The organism is Candidatus Poriferisodalis sp. (genome assembly GCF_965221945.1).
Lineage (GTDB): Bacteria > Actinomycetota > Acidimicrobiia > Acidimicrobiales > Poriferisodalaceae > Poriferisodalis.
In genome coordinates this window covers 908,896-929,915 of the sequence record NZ_OZ244925.1, presented here as the reverse complement: position 1 = coordinate 929,915, position 21,020 = coordinate 908,896, and the positions used below count along the sequence as shown (strand labels likewise).

Annotated in this window: 17 protein-coding genes and 1 tRNA gene; 10 read left to right on the top strand and 8 right to left on the bottom strand. The window is 65.7% G+C overall.

Going from position 1 to position 21,020, the window contains the following annotated elements:
• Window positions 1-413 precede the first annotated feature (413 nt).
• Window positions 414-2,528: an excinuclease ABC subunit UvrB gene (gene uvrB, locus ACOQPH_RS04340; protein WP_420623504.1), complete on the bottom strand. Its 2,115-nt coding sequence runs from the start codon at window positions 2,526-2,528 to the stop codon at window positions 414-416.
• Window positions 2,529-2,706: 178 nt separating this feature from the next.
• Between uvrB and ACOQPH_RS04335 the strand changes: the two genes are divergently transcribed.
• Window positions 2,707-3,216, top strand: coding sequence for a hypothetical protein (locus tag ACOQPH_RS04335; RefSeq protein ID WP_420623503.1), 510 nt, complete (start codon window positions 2,707-2,709; stop codon window positions 3,214-3,216).
• A gap of 46 nt (window positions 3,217-3,262) precedes the next feature.
• On the opposite strand, the gene coaE is transcribed toward ACOQPH_RS04335, so the two are convergent.
• The 5 genes from coaE to ACOQPH_RS04310 form a co-directional block, all read right to left on the bottom strand.
• A complete protein-coding gene (gene coaE, locus ACOQPH_RS04330; protein ID WP_420623502.1) occupies window positions 3,263-3,892 on the bottom strand; it encodes a dephospho-CoA kinase in 630 nt (209 codons plus the stop codon).
• 29 nt (window positions 3,893-3,921) lie between these two features.
• The gene (rpsA, locus tag ACOQPH_RS04325; RefSeq protein WP_420624305.1) at window positions 3,922-5,247 is read right to left on the bottom strand and encodes a 30S ribosomal protein S1; all 1,326 of its coding nucleotides are present in this window, start codon (window positions 5,245-5,247) and stop codon (window positions 3,922-3,924) included.
• Between the two features lie 234 nt (window positions 5,248-5,481).
• A complete protein-coding gene (gene polA, locus ACOQPH_RS04320) occupies window positions 5,482-8,202 on the bottom strand; it encodes a DNA polymerase I (RefSeq protein ID WP_420623501.1) in 2,721 nt (906 codons plus the stop codon).
• 75 nt (window positions 8,203-8,277) lie between these two features.
• On the bottom strand, window positions 8,278-8,853 hold the full coding sequence (locus ACOQPH_RS04315; RefSeq protein WP_419552822.1) for an ANTAR domain-containing response regulator: 576 nt from the start codon (window positions 8,851-8,853) through the stop codon (window positions 8,278-8,280).
• 255 nt (window positions 8,854-9,108) lie between these two features.
• Window positions 9,109-9,191 (bottom strand) — tRNA-Leu (locus ACOQPH_RS04310).
• A 191-nt stretch (window positions 9,192-9,382) separates the two neighbouring features.
• On the opposite strand from ACOQPH_RS04310, the gene fabD reads away from it, so the two are divergent.
• The 5 genes from fabD to ACOQPH_RS04285 all read left to right on the top strand — a co-directional run bounded on the left by fabD (window position 9,383) and on the right by ACOQPH_RS04285 (window position 13,836).
• Window positions 9,383-10,522, top strand: coding sequence for an ACP S-malonyltransferase (gene fabD / locus ACOQPH_RS04305; protein ID WP_420623500.1), 1,140 nt, complete (start codon window positions 9,383-9,385; stop codon window positions 10,520-10,522).
• Window positions 10,523-10,536: 14 nt separating this feature from the next.
• Window positions 10,537-11,502: a beta-ketoacyl-ACP synthase III gene (locus tag ACOQPH_RS04300; protein ID WP_420623499.1), complete on the top strand. Its 966-nt coding sequence runs from the start codon at window positions 10,537-10,539 to the stop codon at window positions 11,500-11,502.
• A 52-nt stretch (window positions 11,503-11,554) separates the two neighbouring features.
• A complete protein-coding gene (fabG, locus tag ACOQPH_RS04295; RefSeq protein WP_420623498.1) occupies window positions 11,555-12,289 on the top strand; it encodes a 3-oxoacyl-ACP reductase FabG in 735 nt (244 codons plus the stop codon).
• 107 nt (window positions 12,290-12,396) lie between these two features.
• Complete coding sequence (gene acpP, locus ACOQPH_RS04290; protein ID WP_419552816.1) at window positions 12,397-12,630, top strand: acyl carrier protein; 234 nt, start codon at window positions 12,397-12,399, stop codon at window positions 12,628-12,630.
• Between the two features lie 24 nt (window positions 12,631-12,654).
• Window positions 12,655-13,836, top strand: coding sequence for a beta-ketoacyl-[acyl-carrier-protein] synthase family protein (locus tag ACOQPH_RS04285; RefSeq protein ID WP_420623497.1), 1,182 nt, complete (start codon window positions 12,655-12,657; stop codon window positions 13,834-13,836).
• 818 nt (window positions 13,837-14,654) lie between these two features.
• Here the strand turns inward: ACOQPH_RS04285 and ACOQPH_RS04280 are convergent.
• On the bottom strand, window positions 14,655-15,821 hold the full coding sequence (locus ACOQPH_RS04280) for a serine hydrolase domain-containing protein (RefSeq protein WP_420623496.1): 1,167 nt from the start codon (window positions 15,819-15,821) through the stop codon (window positions 14,655-14,657).
• A gap of 183 nt (window positions 15,822-16,004) precedes the next feature.
• Here ACOQPH_RS04280 and ACOQPH_RS04275 point away from each other — a divergent pair, with 183 nt between their 5' ends.
• From ACOQPH_RS04275 to ACOQPH_RS04260, 4 genes are read left to right on the top strand one after another with little or no spacing between them, the layout of a single operon-like run.
• Window positions 16,005-16,358, top strand: a complete 354-nt coding sequence (locus ACOQPH_RS04275) for a hypothetical protein (RefSeq protein ID WP_420623495.1) — start codon at window positions 16,005-16,007, stop codon at window positions 16,356-16,358.
• Window positions 16,306-17,601, top strand: coding sequence for a CapA family protein (locus ACOQPH_RS04270; protein WP_420623494.1), 1,296 nt, complete (start codon window positions 16,306-16,308; stop codon window positions 17,599-17,601). The genes ACOQPH_RS04275 and ACOQPH_RS04270 overlap by 53 nt, the downstream gene beginning before the upstream one ends.
• Before the next feature lie 34 nt (window positions 17,602-17,635).
• Complete coding sequence (locus tag ACOQPH_RS04265) at window positions 17,636-17,938, top strand: type II toxin-antitoxin system Phd/YefM family antitoxin (RefSeq protein ID WP_420623493.1); 303 nt, start codon at window positions 17,636-17,638, stop codon at window positions 17,936-17,938.
• A 3-nt stretch (window positions 17,939-17,941) separates the two neighbouring features.
• Window positions 17,942-18,352 (top strand): type II toxin-antitoxin system VapC family toxin, encoded by a 411-nt coding sequence (locus ACOQPH_RS04260; RefSeq protein ID WP_420623492.1) that lies wholly within the window; start codon window positions 17,942-17,944, stop codon window positions 18,350-18,352.
• A 41-nt stretch (window positions 18,353-18,393) separates the two neighbouring features.
• Here ACOQPH_RS04260 and ACOQPH_RS04255 read toward each other — a convergent pair whose 3' ends face one another.
• Window positions 18,394-20,889, bottom strand: a complete 2,496-nt coding sequence (locus ACOQPH_RS04255) for a CoA transferase (RefSeq protein ID WP_420623491.1) — start codon at window positions 20,887-20,889, stop codon at window positions 18,394-18,396.
• Between the last annotated feature and the right edge of the window lie 131 nt (window positions 20,890-21,020).

Below are 21,020 nucleotides of genomic sequence, written 5' to 3'. Positions count from 1 at the left end.
GGACTCCTCCTCCTCGGTCACGGTCTCTTCTTCAGAGCCGGTCTCCTCGGGTTGAGTGGTAGTCGGTACAGCGCTGGTTGTCGGCACCATCTCGACCGCCTCGGAAGTGTCCGTCTCGACCTGCTCGCTTGACGGAGTCGCTGCGTCGGTTGTCGGCGCCGGCTGGGGCACGGTCGTCGCTGAGGGCCGCTTCGACCGATTCCTGCGCATCCTGTCCCCCGCCGCTCTGGCCTGTGATCACTGGCCTGTGATCACTGGCACAGCCGGGGCGGCGTGGCCAGCATGTTCAGATGAGCGAGCCTATTCGCGAGGTGCGACAGCCAACCGGACTTCGATTGCGATCGGACCATCTGCGGTAGTTCTCAATCCAAGCAGTCAGCGGTGGCAGCGGCGAATTGCAGCAGCCGTCGTGCTCAGGCGCTGGCGTCTCTGAGGTCTCGGCGGAGTTCGCGTAGCTCGTCGCGCAGGCGGGCTGCGTACTCGAATCGGAGGTCGGCGGCCGCCTCGGCCATCTCCTCCTCCAGCGAGGCGACGAGGCGGGTGAGATCGTCGGGCGGGAGGTCGCCGTAGGCGGCTCGCATCCGCTCGGCGTTGACGCGCCCTGACGCCAGCTTCTCGGGCACAGGAGCGGTCTGGGCAGGGCCCCGCAACACCTCCAGGATGTCGGTGACGGCTTTGCGAATGGTCTGCGGATCGATGCCGTGCTCGGCGTTGTACGCCTGCTGCAGACCGCGGCGGCGATTGGTCTCGGACACGGCACGCTGCATCGAGGGAGTGAACTGGTCGGCGTACATCACGACCTGCCCGTCGACGTTGCGTGCGGCTCGGCCAATGGTCTGGATAAGCGACGTCTGGCTGCGCAGAAAGCCTTCCTTGTCTGCGTCGAGAATTGCCACCAGGCTCACCTCGGGCAGGTCGAGGCCCTCTCGCAGCAGGTTGATGCCCACCAGCACATCGAATTGCCCAAGCCGCAGGTCCCGGAGAATCTCGATCCGCTCGATGGTGTCGATCTCGCTGTGCAGGTAGCGAACCCTCACACCCAACTCCAGCAAGTAGTCGGTGAGGTCTTCCGCCATCTTCTTTGTGAGCGTGGTCACGAGCACCCGCTGGCTCTGCGCAGTGACCCGCTCGATCTCGCCCATCAGGTCGTCGATCTGGCCCTTGGTCGGACGCACGACAATCTCGGGGTCGACCAAGCCGGTGGGCCGGACGATCTGTTCGACCACTTGGGAGCTCGTGCGCAGCTCGTAGTCCCCCGGCGTGGCCGACAGGAAGACGACCTGGTTCAGCCGGTCCATCACCTCGTCGAAGCGCAACGGCCGATTGTCCCGGGCCGAGGGCAGCCGGAAGCCATGTTCGACAAGAGTGTCCTTGCGCTTCCGGTCGCCGGCGAACTGCCCGTGCAGCTGGGGCACCGCGACATGACTCTCGTCGATGACCATCAAGAAGTCATCGGGGAAGAAATCCAGCAATGTGTACGGCGGCTCGTCGTAGGTCCGCCCGTCCAGGTGCATCGAGTAGTTCTCGACACCGTTGCAATAGCCCAGCTCGCCCATCATCTCGAGGTCGTACTCGGTGCGCATGCGCAGACGTTGTGCCTCGAGCAGCTGGTTGTTCTTCTCGAAGAACTGCAATTGCTCTGCGAGCTCGGCCTCGATCTTGCCGATCGCGACCCGCAGCTTGTCCTCGCCGGTGACGTAGTGCGACGCAGGGAACACGGTGACCTCTTCGAGTTCGCCCAGACGCTCACCGGTCAGCGGGTCGATTCGGCTGATGCGGTCGATCTCGTCGCCGAACAGCTCCACCCGCACCAGGAACTCCTCGTAGGCGGGATGGATTTCGAGCGTGTCGCCGCGCACCCGGAACCGGCCTCGAACAAGGTTCATGTCGTTGCGCTCGTACTGCATGTCGACCAGACGACGCAGCACTGCACGCTGTTCGACCACCTCGCCCACACGCAGGTACAGCATCTGGCGCAGGTATTCGGAGGGCGCGCCGAGCCCGTAAATGGCCGAAACCGATGCCACCACGATGACGTCCCGACGGGTCAGCAGCGCCGCCGTGGCCGAGTGGCGCAGGCGGTCGATCTCGTCGTTGACGCTGGAGTCTTTCTCGATGTAGGTGTCCGAGGCCGGCATGTAGGCCTCAGGCTGGTAGTAGTCGTAGTAGGAGACGAAGTACTCCACACGATTGTCGGGAAAGAATTCACGGAACTCGTTCGCAAGCTGCGCCGCCAAGGACTTGTTCGGAGCGAGCACCAGCGTCGGACGCTGCGTGCGTTCGATTGCCCACGCGATCGTGGCGCTCTTGCCCGAGCCGGTGATGCCCAACAGCGTCTGGAACCGGTCCCCGCGGCTGACGCCGTCTGCCAACTCTGCCACCGCGCGCGGCTGGTCTCCGGCGGGCTCGAAGCCCGCCTCGACCCGGAACGGATAAGCGGCGGTTGGCTTCGGCAACCAGGGACGGGTTTGGCCGGTCTCGTCCCATCCTGGATCCCCGTGTGTCGGGGCCGTCGAAACCGATGCCATGATTCCGAGGCTAGGGCCGGGACGCGTCGCCATCCCGCCAGCGCCAGCTCTTCCGAAGGGGGACACTGTTGCGGCGACCCGCGCCGTGGTGGCCCCCTGCGGCCAGCCGGTGTGGTTATCCTGCCGCGCTGACTGCCGACCTAATGAAACTCGACCTCACCACCGCACGAGACCGCCCATGAGCCGCGACGAATCCGACGCCCCTGCGCCACCCGAAGACGCGCTCGACGACGCCTCGATCGACGACGTCATGCTCGACGACGACATCGAGCCGATGGAGGAGGATCTCGAGGCCGAAGAGCTGGGGGTCGGGGATCCCGACGATGACCTGGCCGACGACGTCGACAACTTGGATGTCGATGAGACGACCCCTGACGAAAAGGACTCGAAGTCGAGCCGCGAGGTGCCCGATGGTGTGCGCCCGACCGAGGACGAAGACGACGACGATGACGACGAGGAACTTGAAGCCGACCTCGGAGAGATCCTCAAGGAACGACTCGCGTCCGAAGACGACGACGAGGACGACGAGGACGACGAGATCGGCATCGTCACCGGCTCGCGTTCGTCCTCCAAGCAGGAAGACGAGATCCTCTGCGAGGGCTGCTTCCTGCTCGTCAAGCCGTCGCAATACGACACGCGGTCGCCGGAACCCAGCTGTCCGCACTGCGGAACACCGCTCGCCTACTGAGTTGACGCGAGGGCCGGCCGACCGGGGAGGGCCCTCGTCGAGTGGTTCAGGCCGCAGGTTCGCTGTGCGGCAGTGCGCTCGCCCATGCGAAGGCCGCGTCGATTGCGGTCTCCAGCTCGGCCAGATCACCTGAGTTGTCGATGACCCAGTCGGCGATGGCGAGGCGCTCTTCCCGAGGCAATTGCGCGGCGATGCGCGCACGTGCGTCGTCGGCAGAGAACCCCCGAGAGCTCACGAGACGCTCGACCGCGACGTCGGTCGGTGTGTCGACGACCAGGATCCCGCTCGTGCGATAGCGGGGCCGTTGCCCCTTCGCCAATCCCTCTCCGAGCAGCGGGATATCGAGCACGACCAACCGGTCCGTCCCGTCCAGCTCGCTGAGCCGGCGACGAATCTCACGACCGACCGGCGGATGGGTGATCGCATTCAGGTCAGCGAGCGCGCCAGGGTCAGAGAACACGATTGACGCGACTGTGCCGCGGTCCAGCGTGCCATCGGGAGCCACGATGTGGTCCCCGAAGCGCGCCACCATCTCAGCGAAGACCTCGCCCTCGGGATCTTGCTGCTCGCGGACAATTGCGTCTGCATCGATCAGCGCAGCCCCGCGCAGCACAAACCCTGTCGCGACAGTGCTCTTGCCACTGCCGATGCCGCCGGTCAGTCCGACTGCGATCATCAGACCGCGTTCGCAGGGGTGCGGACGGGCTAGCCGTCACCCTCAGGGACGGCCGCGGCGGGCTCACCGTCGGGACCCTGAGTCTCATAGTGCGCGAGGGCCTGGCGGTAGGCCTCTTCGCCATGTTCCTCGTAGTACTCGCGCCACGCCCGCTCAGCTTCTGATTCCTCGCCTGCGGCCGGCGTCTCATAGCTGAACTCGCCGATGAAGTTGCCTTCCTCGTCGTAGGCATGATCGCCGAACGCTTCGCGGTATTCCTCCGCAACCACGCCGCCCTCAGCCGCTTGCTTGATCGACAGGCTGATGCGCCGGCGCTGCAGGTCCAGATCGATGATCTTCACCCACAGCTCCTCACCAGGGGTGACGACCTGCTCAGGAAGCTCGACGTGGTGCGCGGACATCTCGGAGATGTGCACCAGGCCCTCGATGCCGTCGCCGACCTGCACGAATGCGCCGAAGGGCACCAGCTTCGTGACGCGGCCATAGACCAACTCTTCCACCCGGTGGCTGCCGGCAAAAGCTTCCCAGGGATCCTGCTGTGTCGCCTTGAGCGAGAGCGAAATGCGCTCGCGGTCGCGGTCGATCTCGAGTACCTCCACCGTCACCTCGTCGCCGATGCTGACGACCGAGCTCGGGTGATCGACGTGCTTCCACGACAGCTCCGACACGTGGATGAGGCCGTCCATGCCGCCGAGGTCCACGAATGCGCCGAAGCTGACCACCGAAGAGACACGACCGGTGCGTCGCTCGCCTCGCTTGAGGTCGCGCAGGAAACCCTCTCGCTCCTCCTTGAGGCTCTCTTCGAGCCATGCACGCCGGCTGAGCACCACGTTGTTGCGGTTCTTGTCGAGCTCGATGATCTTCGCTTCGAGTTCGCGGCCTACATAAGGGGCCAGATCGCGGACTCTCCGGAGCTCGACCAGCGACGCCGGCAGGAAACCCCGCAAGCCGATGTCGACGATCAGTCCGCCCTTCACGACTTCAATAACAGGACCCTTGACAACACCGTTGGACTCGCGGATTTCCTCGATGCGGCCCCACGCTCGCTCGTACTGAGCCCGCTTCTTGGACAGCACCAAGCGGCCGTCGGGGTCTTCCTTCTGGAGGACGAGCGCTTCGATCTGGTCGCCGACATCGACGACCTCGGACGGGTCGATGTCGTGTCGGATGGACAGCTCCCGTGACGGGATGACGCCCTCGGACTTGAAGCCGATATCCAGCAGCACCTCATCGCGGTCGACACGCACGACGGTGCCGGCCACGATGTCGCCGTCGTCGAACTCGACGATGGTCTGCGCGACGGCGTCCTCGAAGGAGATGTCAACCAGGTCGTCGAGAGTGACGGTTCGCGGCACGTACTCGCCTGCATCGGTAAAGGTGCCGAAGTCGCTCTTCGAAGCACCGTTGGCCCCTTCGTCGCTTGCACCGTCACCGCCCGGCCCCTCCGGTGGGGCCTCGGCAGAATCTTCGAGTTCGGGAGCGGGGGCAAGTGCGTCGGTCACGGAGGGAATGCTCAGGTCGGCAATACGGGCGCAGGCGGCCGAGCGAGCCGCACACAGCGCACGGGAAGGCTACCGGTTTGGTGCTGTTCAGCCCTTGGCGTCTGCCCAAGTGGAGCCCATCGCGATGTGGACTTCCAGCGGAACCGCCAGATCGGCGGCATGCCGCATTGTCTCAACCGTCAGCTCGGTCACTTCGGCGGCCTCAGCGGGGTGCACTTCCAGAATCACCTCGTCGTGCACTTGGAGCACCAACCGGCTCGCTGGGGATAGGTCCCCCAAGGCCGCATCAAGCCGGACCAGCGCGACCTTGAAGATGTCCGCGGCGAGTCCTTGGATCGGAGCATTCATTGCCTGACGCTCAGCAGCCTGGCGTACGCGGAAGTTGCGAGAGCTCAACTCGGGAAGCGGGCGGCGACGTCCGAAGGCCGTCTCGGTGTAGCCCCGATCACGACTCTGCTTCACCACCCCGTCCATGAACGAGCGCACCTTCGGGAATGCTTCGAAGTACGCGTTCAGTATTCCTGCCGCCTCGTCCGTGGGCACGCCGAGGCGCTGGGAGAGGCCGTACGCCTCCATCCCGTAGGCCAGCCCGTAGCTCACCATCTTCGCCACCGACCGCTGCTGCGGGTTGACGTCGCCCGCGCTGATGCCGAACAGCGAGGCGGCCGTTGCGCTGTGGATGTCTTGTCCTGCCTCAAAGGCTCCCACGAGGCCCGGATCGCCGGACAGGTGGGCAATCACGCGCAGCTCGATCTGGTTGTAGTCGGCGATGAGAAGCTCGAATCCATCGGCAGGCACGAAAGCACGCCGGAACAACCGGCCCTGTTCGGTCCGCACCGGGATGTTGTGCAGATTCGGGTCTTCGGAACTGAGCCTGCCGGTGCGAGCGACCGTCTGGTTGAACGTGGCGTGGATGCGATCATCCGGGGCGACGCACTCGAGCAAGCTGACGCCGTAGGTGGATCGCAGCTTCTCCACTTCCCGGAAAGCCAGCAGTCGGTCTACGATCAGGTGCTCCTCTCGTAGCGACTCCAACGCTGCTGCGCTCGTGGAGAACCCGGTCTTCGTCTTGCGCTGTGGCGTCAGCCCTAGGTCCTCAAAGAGCACCTCAGCCAACTGCTTGGGCGAATTGACGTTGAGATCGTCCCGGCCGGCCAACTGTCGCACTTCGGCTTCCAGCGCGAGCACTTCGCCGGTGAGATGATCACGCAACGACTCCAGCTCGCCGCGGTCGACGCCGATCCCGACGGTCTCCATGCGAGCCAGGACCGAGATGAGCGGATGCTCGATGTCCTGATACAGGTCGGACATTCCCAGGTCTGCGAGTTGCCGGTCGAGCATCGGCGCCAGCATCGCCACGGCGAGTGCGTCGCGACCAGCCACCGCGCCCCCAGATGGCCCGCCGGCGTCGAGATCGTCGAAGCCCAACTGGCCCTGGGTGTCCCCGTCGCCGAGCTCGGTGCCGCAATGTCGAGCGAGGAGCGTGCCCAGCTCGTCGCGTCCCTCGGATGGCTGGATGAGGTAGGCGGCGATCGCGGTGTCCACGGCGAGCCCCGCGAGCGTCGCTCCGGCATCGAGATCGCCCGCAAGGCGTGCGAGTGCGCGCATCAGCGACTTCGCCTGGTGAACGTGGACGCCTGGTCCATCGCTCCCGACCAGATGCGCTACTGCCCGAGCAACGTCCGGCAGCACGAGATGCTCGGAACCGAGAGCGAGCACGGTCCCCTGCGAGGGGTCGATGGCGACCGCAAGCACACCCAACGTGCCAACACCCTCGATGGCGAACCCGAGTGCGACAGGTTCGTCTCGTTGGGCCAGTTCGCTCAGCAGTGCTGTGGCGTCGGCGCTTGAGGCGATCGGCAGCAACTTCGCGTCCGCAAGCCGAGCCGTGTCGGGCGAGCTCGTGTCCGGCGTCAGCAGGCCGTCCAGCGGTGTGCCGACCAGGGCGTCCCGGAGTCGGGTCTGCAGGCTGCCGAACTCCAAGAATTCGAACGTGCGCGTGACGAGCTCGGCGTCGAAGCTGTCCCATTGGAGATCTGCTGATGTCACTTCGATCGGCGCATCCATCCGCAAGGTCATGAGGTCGATGTTGCGCCGCACGACATCGTTGTGCGCCGCAAGGTTCTCGGCCAGCTTCGGGGTCTGCTCGGCGGCCGCGGACAGCAACGCCTCGACGCTGCCGTACTTGTTGAGGAGCTTGGCGGCAGTCTTCTCTCCGACCCCAGGCACCCCTGGCAAGTTGTCGGACGGATCGCCACGAAGTGCGGCGTACTGCACGTACAGATCCGGGGTGACGCCGGTGCGTTCGGCGATGCCCGCTTCGTCGTAGAGCGCATAGTCAGTGACGCCACGCCGGTTGTACAGCACCCGGATGCTGGGATCGTGCACAAGTTGGTACACATCGCGGTCCCCGCTGACGATCAGCACATCGTCGCCGCGTTGTTCGGCCTCAGACGCCAGGGTGGCCAGCAGGTCGTCGGCCTCGAAGCCGGAGCAGTCGACGGCCGAGATGTTGAGCGACTCGAGAACTTGCCGCACCAGACCCATCTGGTCGATGAGCGTCGAGGGGGTTTCATCGCGGTGCGCCTTGTACTGCGGCTCCGCGATGTGGCGGAACGTCGGCTCGCGACGGTCGAAGCACACCGCTATGGCGTCGGGACGGTGATCCCGTACCAGGTTGATGAGCATGGACGTGAACCCGAAGACGGCGCCGGTGGGCTGTCCCGAGCGGGTGGCCATGTCCTCGGGGACGGCGAAGAACGCCCGGTAGGTGAGGGAGTTCCCGTCGAGCAACAGGAGCTTCGACATCGGAAATCTCCCAACGGGGTCGGTGGCGGTGGCCTCAGGCTGGCAGATCCGGCCGGCAGCTTCAGACTGGCAGCTTCAGGGGGTCAGCAACCCATCGACGATCTGTTGAGCGATGTCCCGCATCTTCGCGCGGTTGGCCATCGCCGTACTCCGGATGAACTCGAACGCGTCCTGCTCGGAGAGCTGGAAATCGTCCATGAGCAAGCCTTTCGCACGTTCCACGGCTTTGCGCGTCTCCAGCTTCTCCTCGAGGCTCTCGACCGTGTCTTCGAGCTCTCTCATTTCCGTGAAGCGACCCCATGCCACCTCGATGGCCGAGACCAGCTCTTCACGCTGAAACGGCTTCACCAGGTACGAGAGCACGCCGGCGTCTCGGGCTTCGGAGATGAGATCGCGCTTGCTGAACGCGGTCAGGATGAGCACAGCGGAGGTGCGGTCGCCCGCCACCTCCCGCGCTGCGTCCAGGCCGTCGCGACCGGGCATCTGGATGTCGAAGATGCACACCTCAGGCTGATGTTGGCGGGCCAATTCCACTGCCTCGTCACCGCGACCCGTCTCCGCCACGACCACGTAGCCCTCGTCTTCGAGCATCTCGCGCAGATCGAGCCGGATGATGGCCTCGTCCTCTGCGATCACGACACGCTTGGACACTCGGCTCCCCTGGCGGAAGAAGGTCGCACCGGCGGGCGGTTCCCGCCGGGCTGCTGCGGATCGGCCAGCCTACCGCTGCGCCTCGGCGGCCTCCCCGAAAATCCTGCCGAAGGGGGCTCTTGGGCTCGCATAGGCTAGGAATGCGCGCACTGGTGAGACGGCGCCGGACTTGGCAGACACCGCTCGGGTGAACCGGCACCGTCTCGCAGCGCACCCTAGAGATGCGCGCGAGATGTACCCGCTATTTTTTTCGAGTGCCCGGGGCGGGATTCGAACCCGCACGCCCGCGAGGGCAGAGGATTTTGAGTCCCCCGTGTCTGCCGTTTCACCACCCGGGCTACGGGTTGCCCAGCGTACTCAGCGACGCGGTCGCCCTTGCGCCGGATCGCCACCTACCCTTTGCGCTGAACCCCGATGAATGTTCACCGCGTCGTTGCCCGGGCACGCGCCCGTCTCGCTGCACCGGCGTTCCCGAGGAGGCCGAGTGCTCGCATTCACATTTCCGGGTCAGGGCTCTCAGCAGCCCGGCATGGGTGAGCCCTGGACTTCGCACGAGTCGTGGGAGCTAGTCGAAGAATCATCTGACGCCTGCGGACGCGACGTCGCGGCGCTGTTGTGCGAGGCCGACGCCGACGAGCTGCGCCATACCCGCAATTCGCAGCTCTCCACCTTCGTGCTGTCCATGGTCGTGCTCGATGCAGTCGAGCGCACCGGTGCGACTTTGTCGTTCGCCGCAGGGCACTCGCTCGGCGAGTACAGCGCGCTGACGGCAACCGGCGCTTTGGCCTATGACGATGCCGTGCGGCTCGTCGCCGAACGCGGCGAGGCCATGCAGGTTGCCGCCGATGAGCAGGAAGGAACGATGGCGGCGGTGCTCGGTCTCGACGACAACCTGGTGGCGGAGGCGTGCGAGGCAACCCCGGGCGACGTCTGGGTCGCGAACTACAACGCTCCGGGACAAGTCGTCATCGCAGGCTCTCCTGACGCCGTCGCCGTCGCTGGCGACGAAGCGAAATCGTCGGGGGCGAAGCGCCTCATGCAGCTGCCCGTCGGCGGCGCATTCCACACACCGTTCATGCAGCCCGCCCGAGACCGGCTGCGCAAAGCGCTGGCCGAGGTCGAGATCCGCGCTCCGAGCGTGCCGGTCGTGGCCAACGTCGATGCGCGCCCGCGTTCGGATGCCGACGAGTGGCGCACGGTGCTGGCCCAGCAGCTCACGAGCCCGGTGCTGTGGCGGGCCAGCCTCCATGCGTTGGCCGATTTAGGAGTCACGACGTTCGTGGAACTCGGTCCCGGCAAGGTGCTGACCGGCATGACCAAGCGCACGCACAAGGGTGCGAGCGTGCTGTCGGTCAGTGCCCCCGCCGAGATCGACGCCTTCATGGAAGCCCTGGCGACTGATGCCCCCGCGGCGCCCACAGTCATGGGGGGCGAGAACCTCTACGTCACCGAGCGACTGATCGTGAGCCCGTGCGCAGGGCTCTTCACTCTTGGCGCTGGTGTGAGCGACGGCCAGCAGATCCGCGTCGGCGATGTGATCGGGCACGTGGCCGAGGAGGAAGTTCGCTCTGCATTCGCGGGTACTGTCATGGGAATCATGGCCGTCGAAGGTGAGCGAGTCACCGCACGGCAACCCGTCGCGTGGCTGCGAACGGCAGACGGCACCTGAAGGGGAGGCCACAGATGACGCTCACCGCGGGCAGTGCCTCGAGCGCGCGCATCGTCGGCATCGGTACGGCGCTCGGAGAGCGCGTCATGACCAACGACGACCTAGCAGAGATGGTCGACACTTCCAATGAGTGGATCCTCGAGCGCACCGGCATCAAACAACGGAACATCGGCGGCACCACTGCCGGGTTGGCGGCACGGGCGGGAGCAGCGGCGATGGAGGTCGCCGGAGTCGATCCTTCCGGCATCGACATGCTCATACTTGCGACCACCACGCCGGACCGCTGCGTTCCCGCTTCGTCGTCGAGAGTGCAGGAAGCCCTCGGTCTCGACTGCGGCGCAATGGACGTCAACGCCGCGTGCTCTGGCTTCGTGTACTCGCTGGTTGCGGGTCACGGCATGATTGCCATGGGTCACGAGCGTGTGCTGGTCATCGGTGCTGAAGTGCTCTCCCGGATCATCGACTGGACTGACCGGGCCACCTGCATTCTCTTCGCCGACGGTTCTGGAGCTGCAGTGCTCGAGCGCAGCGAAGAGGGCTCCGATCTCCTCGGCTGGCATGTCTCCAGCGACGGCTCCATGGAGGAACATCTCTACTGCGAGCACGACGGCTACATCCAGATGGCCGGCCAAGCCGTCTTCAAGAAGGCCGTCCTCGTGATGGAGGAGTCGGCACGCCAGTCGATGAAGCAGGCCGGACTGACGCCCGACGAGATCGACGTGGTCGTTCCGCACCAGGCAAACATCCGCATCGTCGAGACCGCCTGCAAGCGGCTGGGCATTCCCTTTGACAAGGCTGCGATGGTCATCGGGCACACCGGCAACACCTCGTCAGCGTCGATCCCCCTGGCGCTCGATGACGCCGTGCGCGGCGGGCGCATCAGCAAGGGCGACCACGTACTGCTGGTCGGATTCGGGGCTGGCATGACCTCTGCCTCGGCGTTGCTGCGCTGGTCGGGTGCTCCGGCCCAGGCTTCGTGAGCCGGAAGATTCCCGCCCGACCCGGCGACCAGCATCACTTACTCGGCACACGATGAACGCCTCAACTACGCGCCCCTCAACAGCACGCACGGTGCTCGTCACCGGCGGCAGCCGCGGCATCGGCTTGGCGACAGCGCGGCTGTTCGCCGACGCTGGCCACCATGTCGCTGTCACGAGCCGCACCGAGGCGCCTGACGACGAGCGACTGCTGTGGGTGGCGTGCGACCAGGCCGACAGCGATGCGGTCGACGCCGCCTACCGTGACATCGAAGCAGAGCTGGGACCGGTCGAGATCTTGGTCGCGAACGCCGGCATTACGCGTGACCAGCTCGTGCTCCGCATGTCCGACGAGGACTTTGCCGCTGTTGTCGACACGAATCTCATAGGCGCGTACAGGATGGCCAAGCGGGCAGCGCGGCCGATGCTGCGGGCGCGTTGGGGACGGCTGATCTTCGTGTCCTCGGTAGTCGGGCTGCTGGGGTCTGCGGGACAGGTCAACTACGCCGCATCCAAGGCTGGCCTCGTGGGGATGGCCCGATCGCTGGCGCGCGAACTCGGTTCACGTGGCATTACCGCGAATGTCGTTGCCCCCGGGCCGGTCGCCACCGAGATGTTCGGTGCCTTGAACGACGAGCAGCAGGCCGCGATCACCGAGGCTGTTCCGCTGGGCCGAGTGGCAAAGCCGTCCGAGATCGCCGCTGCAGTGGCGTTTCTGGCGTCCGACGACGGCGCTTACATCACCGGGGCCGTAATACCCGTCGACGGCGGCCTGGGGATGGGTCACTGAACGATGCAGTATGCGAGCAGGACGTTGACCGTCCGCGATCTACACTTCGCACTCGCACGGCCGTCGCGGGATCGTGCGGGTGAGAACCCACACATGAGGGGATCAGCATGAGTGACACGTTGGATCGATTCCGGGACTGCGCCGTCGAGGTGCTGGCCGTGGATCCCGAGCAAGTCACGCCCGAGGCCAGCTTCGCTGACGATCTCGACGCCGACAGCCTGGATCTCGTCGAGTTGGTGATGGCCCTCGAAGAAGAGTTCGACATCAACGTGGACGAGGAAGAGCTGGAAGGCGTGACCACCGTCGCCCACGCGATCCAGCTGGTCGAATCCAAGCTGTGAGCGTCGCCCTGTGAGCTGCACCCAGTGAGCGACAGCCGTCGTGTAGCTGTCGTCGGCCTCGGCGTCATTTCGTGCGCCGGGACCGGCGTGGACGACTTCTGGCAGGGGTTGAACTCCGAACCGCCAGAGGGCGAACGTCGCGTCACCGACTTCGACCCCGCGATGTACTACGACAACCCCAAGGAGGCGCGGCGGGCTGATCGGTCTACTCAGCTCGCCATGGCATCGGCTGCGCAGGCCATCGCCGACGCAGGCGACTTGGCGTCCGATCCGGCGCGTTGTGGCGTGATCTACGGAACGGGTGTCGGCGGACTGCAAACCTTCGAAGACCAGGTTCTCGTGCTTGACCGCAAGGGTGCACGCCGGGTGTCGCCGTTCATGGTCCCGATGATGATGCCCAACGCTCCCGGTGCAGCAATTTCGATGCGGTATGGCCTGGCTGGCCCCTGTGAGGTTCTGACCACAGCCTGCGCAGCAGGGACTCACGCGGTCGGGTACGCAACGCGGCTGATCCGCGCCGGAGCCGCCGACGTGATCGTGGCCGGCGGCTGCGAGTCGGTGATGACTCCCGTGGGCACAGCGGGCTTTGTCAACATGACCGCGCTGTCGACGAGCGGCGTCTCGATGCCGTTCGACAAGGAACGCGACGGCTTCATGATGGCCGAGGGCGCCGCCACTCTGATCCTCGAGGACTGGGACTCGGCGGTCTCGAGGGGCGCAACCATCCACGGGGAAGTCCTCGGCACCGCTTCGAACGCCGACGCCCACCACATCACTGCACCGGCACCCGGTGGCGTGGGTGCGTTGCGCTGCATGCAGCTCGCCATCGAAGATGCCGGATTGACACCTGCCGACATCACCCATGTGAATGCTCACGGAACGTCCACCCCACTGAACGACGCTGCAGAAGCCGAGGCGCTCAACAAGCTGTTTGGCCCGGGCGGGCCGCTGGTGACCTCAACCAAGGGCGTCACCGGCCACGCGCTCGGGGCCGCAGGAGCGTTCGAGGCCGTGGCGGTGCTGATGTCGATGCGACATCGCAAGATCCCGCCGACTGCCGGCTGGACCACACCCGATCCCGAGCTCGCGGAGTTCCGCCTGGTGACCGGTCAGGCTGCCGACTGGGAGCCGGGCCCCTCGCTCAGCAACTCGTTCGGTTTCGGCGGCCACAACGGCTGCCTGGTGCTGGGCCCCGCGACCGCCTGAGCCGCAGCGCGGATAGGTGGTGGCTCGGAAAGTTGCTGTCACGCCTTCTGTGCGCAGATTTGCCGTCTGTGGCGGCATTTCTGCGCAAAGTCCAAGCCGTCGGGGCTGCCGGGCATCGCCGCCTATCCGCTAAGGCTTCTATCTGATGGACGAGTCCACCACCGCCATACTTCAACAGAGCGGCGCGCCGGCCATGGGCATCGGGATGGTACGACACGGCCAGCCGACGAAGTTCCAGGTGCTCGGCAATTGCGTCCGAAACGCCGCCGAAGATGTCGCCGTTTCGGACAGTTGGCATCTCGGTTCGTGCACCAAGCTCTTCACCGTCGCACTCTGGGCACGGCGCTCGATTCCGGCTTGGATCCATCGCTCTCGGCCGAAGTCCTCGAAGGCTCCCCGACGACATGTACAGCGACAACCCCCGGGTCTATTCGTCAGCAGGGACGATGCACATGAACCTTCCTGATCTGACCACATTTGTTTCGACTCTCCTCGATTCCGAGCAGAACTTATTGGGAATGGAATCGCGAAATCGGGTGTTGGAACTCGTGTGCTCGCACGAGCCGGCGCCACCCGTCAGCGCTGCGACGCCAGCAAGGAACTCGACACAGACGAAGCGACGAACCGGTCACTACGAGATCGTCGGTTCGAACACTCTGTGGGCATCAGCAGTAGCCATCGATGGGACGCTTCGGCGGGCATCTGTCGTAGTAGCGAACGACGGGCGAGCCCGAGTCGTCGCCGCGGTTTCGCTGCTTGCGCGGCAACTCCTGCAAGGGACACGCCACGCCAGCTGACGTCGGTGCTGAATTCGTCGGCTACAAGCTGTCGTAGGTGGCGGTTTCGATGTCTTCGTACAGCTGGTACGAACGTGCATCCGCGAACGGCACGACCTGGCTGATGTAGCAGCCGGCCAGCTGGTTCTGCAGATCGATCCAGAAGAACGAGTTGGCCAGCCCGGCCCACATGAGACCGCCCGCCGGGCGACCAGTCGGCGCTGGCTCCTCATTGATCTGGAAGGTGAGTCCCCAGGACTTCTCGAGTCCAGGGAAGAACTCGGCATCGTTGGAATACGGCGGGATCGCGGTGTGCAGCATCGTGACCCGCAGGTCGCCCATGGCGTTGGAAACCATCTGCTGGTGCGTGTCAGCCGAGACGATCTCGCGGCCGTCGAGGCTGCCGCCGCTCAGCATCATCGCCAGGAAGCGGCAGTAGTCGTCGATCGTGGAGTACAAGCCGCCCCCGCCCATTTCCATCTCGGGATCCTGGGGGATCTCGAATGGCATCTCGACCAGCGAGCCGTCCTCCATCCGGGCATGCATGGCCGAGAGTCGCGACCGCATGTCGTCGCTGATTCGAAACGCCGTGTCGGACATGCCAAGCGGTCCGGTGATGTTCTCGGCGAAGTACTCCCCCAGCGACATTCCTGACACTGTCTCGACCATTTGGCCGGCGTAGTCGATGCCTGTTCCGTACATCCAGCGTTCGCCCGGATCGAAGAGCAGCGGAATGCTGAGCGTCGACTTCTGGCACTCGGTGATGCCGGGCGTGCCCGTGGCTTCCTGGTACTGCCCGAGCTCTGCGCTCCAGATGTCGTAGCCCATGCCGGCGGTGTGGGTCAGCAGCTGTCGCAGCGTGATGTCGCCATCGCGGGCCCGAGTGACGGGTGCACCGCTGTCGTCGAACCCGGAGAGCACATCGAGCTCGTCCAGCAGCGGCAACGTTTCCCCCGCGGGGCCGTCGAGCGAGAGCTTGCCCTGCTCGACGAGCTGCATTGCCGCGGTGCCGGTCAACGCCTTGGTCATCGAGGCGATCCAGCAGACGGTGTCGTTGGTCATCGCCACATCGCTGTCGGCGCCGCGTGTGCCGGCTGACCCGGAACAGATCTCGCCGTCTGGTCCGACGATCTTTGCCACTGCGCCGACGACATCGCCGTCGGCAACTCCCCGGTCGAGAATCCCCTGAACTGTGTCTGCAAGTGCCATGAGCGTCTCCTTGTCCGCAGCCAGACGTGGCCCGGCGCCGGGCGGCCCAGCGTGCGCGACGCTAGTTCGCGCTCCGGACTGCGTGACACCGACGTGACCTCATCTGGCGGCTGAGCGAGACGCGACCGCGCTGAACGCTGCGCGAGACTCGGCCTCACGCAATCGGACCCAAGGGGACGTCTCATGGCAGAACCACAGCAGCTTCCGCTTACGCAGACCCACATCGTCCATTCCGACCTCATGGACTTCGATTTCGAGATCACCACGCAAGGCCCGCCGATCGACTGGCCCGAACCGCTGCCGGTCGTGTACCAGACCGATGCCAACTTCGGCATCGGCTTCGCCGCCGACGTCGGCGATTCGATGGGTGGGCTGTTCGGCTGCTACACGCTGTTCAACCACGGCGGTTTCTTCAACCGCTATGTCATCGGCAGCCCGTGGATCTGCTGGCATCATCTGCTGGTGTTCGACTACGAGGCGGCGTATGCCGACGCCAACGACGACCTCGATGCGGTCGTGTACCTGGCTGCAGGCTGAGGCGCTGCTGAACTCGACCGCGGACCGGAGGCGGTGCCGAGCGGACGTCTTGGAACGCGCATGGGTGCTCGTAGCGGGCGCTGCTGTGCTGGCCGCAGCCTGCAGCGCCAGCACCGTGCAGGTGGCCCCGACGCCGACAACGGCCACGGTGGCACCGGCCCCAGCGACGAACGACGCCATGGATGCAGCCGCGAGTCACGGGCAGCCGGCCGCGTCGCCTGTGGCCACGACGATTTCGTCGCCCGCTGGTGAAGCGGCGCCTGCTGCGACAACCACCGCAACACCGTCGACGACTGAGCCCGATCTGAGATGGACCCTGCTGGCAGGCGGCGATGTGCTGATGGATCGCAGCGAGGCCGCCGACATCGATCCGTTCGCCGGCATCGAGCCATCGCTGGACACAGCCGACATTGCTGTCGTGAACGTGGAGATGGCCATCAGCGAGCGTGGCGAGCCCGCCGACAAGGAGTTCGTCTTCCGGGCGCCACCGTCCGCCGCCGAGCACATCGCTGGCGCTGGCGTGGACGTTGCCAACTTGGCGAACAACCATGCCGGCGACTACGGGCCTGATGCGCTCGTCGACACGGTTGAGCTGCTCGAGGCCGAGGGGGTGATCGCGCTCGGGGCGGGAGCCACCAGCCCCGACGCCTACCGGCATCGGATCATCGAGGTGCGACCAGGCGTTCGCGTCGCGTTCGTCGGGGCCTCGATGGTGGTGCCGCTCGACTTTCCGGCCACCCGGACGCGCGCAGGCATCGCGTCGGCCTATCAGCGCGACCGAGTACTCGCGAACGTCCGGGTGGCTGCGGGGGACGCCGATGTGGTGATCGCGGTCGTGCACTGGGGCGTCGAGCGGATGACCTGTCCCGATGGACGGCAGCGCGACTTCGCCTTCGAGCTGTTGCGCAACGGCGCTGATGCGGTGATCGGCCAACACTCTCATGTGCTGCAGCCCGTCGTATTCGGCGACGGGAAGCTGGTGGCCTACTCGCTCGGCAACTTCGTGTGGCACTACCGGTCCGGCATCACCGGTGAGACCGGTGTGCTGCAGATCGACTTCGACGGCGATGAGATCGCGGGTTGGTCGTTCCACCCGCACCTACTCGACATCAGCGGTGCTCCCGTTCCCGCCGCCGAGGGCGGCCGAGTGGACCGGATCAACGACATCATCTCGGGCGACTGCGCCCGCCACCAGCCTCCTCCCATCACCACTCCCCCAACGCCAGTCAGCGGCGCTGGATGAGGAGTGGGATCTCCTGCGGGTAATGTACTTCTCGATGTACATTTCTGAGTTTGCGATAACGGATCACCAATCCATCGCCGAGGCACGGCGCAATCTGTCGACGCTGGTCCGCGAGGCAGAGAGCGGCAAAGCAGTCCAATTGACCCGCAGGGGTGAGCCCGTGGCAGTCCTGATCAGCTGCCGGGCTTTCGAACGGCTCGCTGCCAGCCATCGGAGTTTTGACGAGGCGTATCGGGAATTCGCCGACAGCGCCAGACTCACCGAGCTGGAACTCGACCCTGACGAGCTCTTCGGAGATCTGCGCAACGATGTACCCGGCCGCGACGTGTCGCTGTAGCCGATGCAGTACCTCCTCGACACGAACATCGTCTCAGAACCGTTGCGGCCGCAGCCGAATGCGGAGGTGCTGCGCAGTCTTCGTGAACATGACGGTGAAATCGCGATACCGGCACTGGTCTGGCACGAACTGCGCTTTGGGTGCTGTCGACTTCCCCAATCGCGGCGACGCGAGGTGATCGAGCGCTATGTCGAGGAAGTCGTGCTGGAACGCTTCGAAGTGGTGGATTACGACCGCAGGGCGGCTGACTGGCACGCTCGGGAGCGCGCACGACTGGCTGCTGTCGGCACGACACCGCCCTTTGTCGACGGTCAGATCGCGGCCATCGCAGCGGTCAACGGGTTGATCCTCGTGACCGCCAACACGTCGGACTTCGCAGTCTTCGATGACTTAGACATCGAACACTGGATGTGAAACCGCCGCCCCAATGTCAGCGATGCGCTCCACTCGCGCGCTCAGCCAAGCACTTCGGCTGCCGCGAGATCGGCGATGCGGTCGGCGTCATAGCCCAAGAACTCGGTGAGCACCTCGAAGTTGTCCTCGCCCAAGCACGGCCCGCCGCGCCATACGACCGGAGGCGTACGTGACATGCGCGTCCGGCAGTTCTGGGTCCACATGGTCCCACGATGGCTCTGGGGAACATTGATGTGGTGTTCGCGAGATGTGAGCTGCGGGTCGTCGCAGCAGCCCTGCGCGTTGTTGACCGGGTAGGCGTCGATGCCGTGGGTCTGGAACGCCTCGGCGGCCTCGACGTTGCTGCACTCGGAGGTCCACGCCGAGATCGCCTCGTCGATCACCGCAGCACGCTCGCGCCGTACGGCCTGGTCCCAGCCAGCGGCCCCGTCAATGTCCAGCCCCACTGCGCCGGCGAGTGCCGGCCACCGGTCGTCGGTACAGGCGATCGCCACCCACTGGTCGTCGCCGGCGCTCGGGTAAACGCCGTGCGGGCTCATGTGCGGGTCCTCGTTGCCGCAGCGCTCGGGATCCCGGCCGTTGACCGAGGCATCCAAGATGGCCGGAGCCAGGTAGTGCAGGGCTGCCTCGGTCTGCGACACGTCGATGTAGCAGCCGTCGCCGGTGCGGTCCCGGCGCTCGAGGGCGGCCATCAGCGATGCAACGATGACTCGTGGCGCCAAGAAGTCCGTGTAGGGGCCATACGGTCCGGCGGGGCCGCGATCGGGCCATCCGGTGATCTCGTAGAAACCGGCAATGGCCGCTGCCATGAATCCGTAGCCGGCGAGACTCGAATAGGGCCCGCTCTGGCCCAGAAGTGAGCTCGACAGCACGATGATCCGGGGATTGATCGCCGACAGATCCTCGTAGCCGTAACCCATGCGCGCTGCCGCACCCGGCGCCCAGGATTCCGTGGCAATGTCGGCCCAGCGGATCAGGTCGGTGACCACCTGGCGAGACTCGGGTTTGCTGAGATCGAGGCTGAGGCTGCGCTTGCCTGCGTTGTACACGCCGTAGCCGACGCTGTTGTCGGGGTGTGGGTCCTCGTCGACGAACGGGTTGACCGTGCGCATGGTGTCGGGCCGGCCCTCGGTCTCGACCTTCACCACGGTGGCGCCGTAGTCGGCCAGAATGCGCACCGCCGAGGGCGTGGCGATGACCCATGAGAACTCCACCACCTTCAGGCCCGCGAGCGGCAGCACGGCGCCATCCAAGGCGGCGCCATTTGGCTCAGCGTCGCCCGAGGCAGAGCCGCTGGTCGCAGGGGCTCCGGCGGCGACCACGGTTGCCGCATGGGGTTGCCGTTCGGTGTCGATCGCGTCGTCGTGAGCTCCGAGCTGTGGCACGACCGGCGTGCGCTCGGGCGCTTCGTCGCTGAAGTGCACCAGCGGGCCGCAGAAGCGAGCAACTCGCCCATCGTCCAACTCGGAGTCTCGCCAGAAGTCGCGACTGGCGAAGTGCACATTCGTGAGGAGATCGCTGACCAGTGCCGATGGCGTGATCAGCAGATTCCGGTCGAATGCCGCAGCCCACAATTCCTCGGTCGTCTTGGTCGCGAGAAAGCGGGCGTGAGTCGCGAACGACTTGCCGATGATCTCGGGCGAGCGCTGGCCGCTGAGAACCTCGACTGCGATGGTTTCCCAGTCCACCGCTTGGAGCTCCTCGTCAGCGAAGCCCTCGGACGCCTCCCACTCCACGAGCCGTCGCGTGAAGGGCGCAAATGCCACGCCCATGAGCGCGACGCAGATGGTGTTGCCGTCGGCGCACGGGAACATCATCGGGATGTCGATGCCGCCGAGGCTGAGGCCGCCGGCGATGCGGTCGATGGGGTTGGCATTGACCCGTGGCGACATGTTCTGCGGCTGGCCGTGGGTCATGGATTCCATCGCAGAGATGTCGACGTGCTGGCCGAGACCGCTGCGCTGGGCCTCACGGAGTGCAATGAGCGTCGCCGCAGCGGCGTCGCCGGCGGCCTGCAGGAAGCTCTGGGGTACGCCCGAGACTCGCACCGGCGAGCGGTCCTTGTCACCGCTGGCGTGAAGGAACCCGCTGCCGGCAACGGCCGTGAGATCCGAGCCTGCCCAGGTGCTGAGCGGACCGGTCGAGCCGAACGGCGTCACGGACGCATGGACGATGGCAGGATTGACGGCGGCGAGCTCGTCATAGCCGAGACCCAGTGCAGACATGTGGCCGACCGGCGCGTCCTCGATGAGCGAGTCCGCGCCCCTCACGAGCTCCAGCAGTCGCTGCCGACCCTCCGCAGTGCTCAGGTCGGCTGTGACGCTGCGCTTGCCCTGGTTGTAGGCCCAGTGGCCCAGCGAGCGTTCCAGGTCCGGCTCGTCGTCGACAAATGGACCCAGATGGCGGCTGCGCACGCCGCCGGGCGGCTCGACAGCAATCACCTCAGCTCCCAGGCTGGCAAGCAGATAGCCCGCGAACTGGCTGATTCCCTCGCAGAGATCCAAAACCCGGTAGTGCTGCAACATCGTGTGATTCACCCCTCGTCTGCGCCGGCACGAAGCGCGGCCCGATGCCGATTCTTCCCTGTTCGGGCGATTCATGCGAACCCCCGGCAATCCGAACCGCCCAACGGTGTGCCGAACGGCAAGACTGCCAGGCTGCGATGACT